Source organism: Methylobacterium frigidaeris (assembly GCF_022179185.1).
In the GTDB taxonomy this organism is placed as follows: Bacteria; Pseudomonadota; Alphaproteobacteria; order Rhizobiales; family Beijerinckiaceae; genus Methylobacterium; species Methylobacterium frigidaeris.
In genome coordinates, this window is record NZ_BPQJ01000256.1 from 1 (window position 1) to 255 (window position 255).

At 40.4% G+C, this 255-nt stretch carries 1 protein-coding gene; it reads left to right on the forward strand.

All coding sequences use genetic code 11. The features are described 5' to 3' along the window. Nucleotides 1-255: CGNR zinc finger domain-containing protein (locus MFF64_RS37065; RefSeq protein WP_238194048.1), on the forward strand; the 255-nt coding region annotated here is incomplete at both ends.

Genomic DNA, 255 nt, shown 5'->3' on the forward strand with positions numbered 1-255 from the left:
TTCCTGCAAGATCAAATCGCCGCCGCTCCTTTTTCTTATCAAATCATAGATGACAAGCTTGCCCTTATTCCGAATGGAAAACCAGACGATTCCATTTTATCGCTTATCGCTTACGATGCGTTATGGCTGATTCATACAAAAGAAATTCAACACCTAAAACGATGTGCCAATGAAAAGTGCATTTTGCTCTTTCTTGATAAAACAGGAAGGCGAAAATGGTGCTCCATGAAAATATGCGGCAACAGACATAAGGTC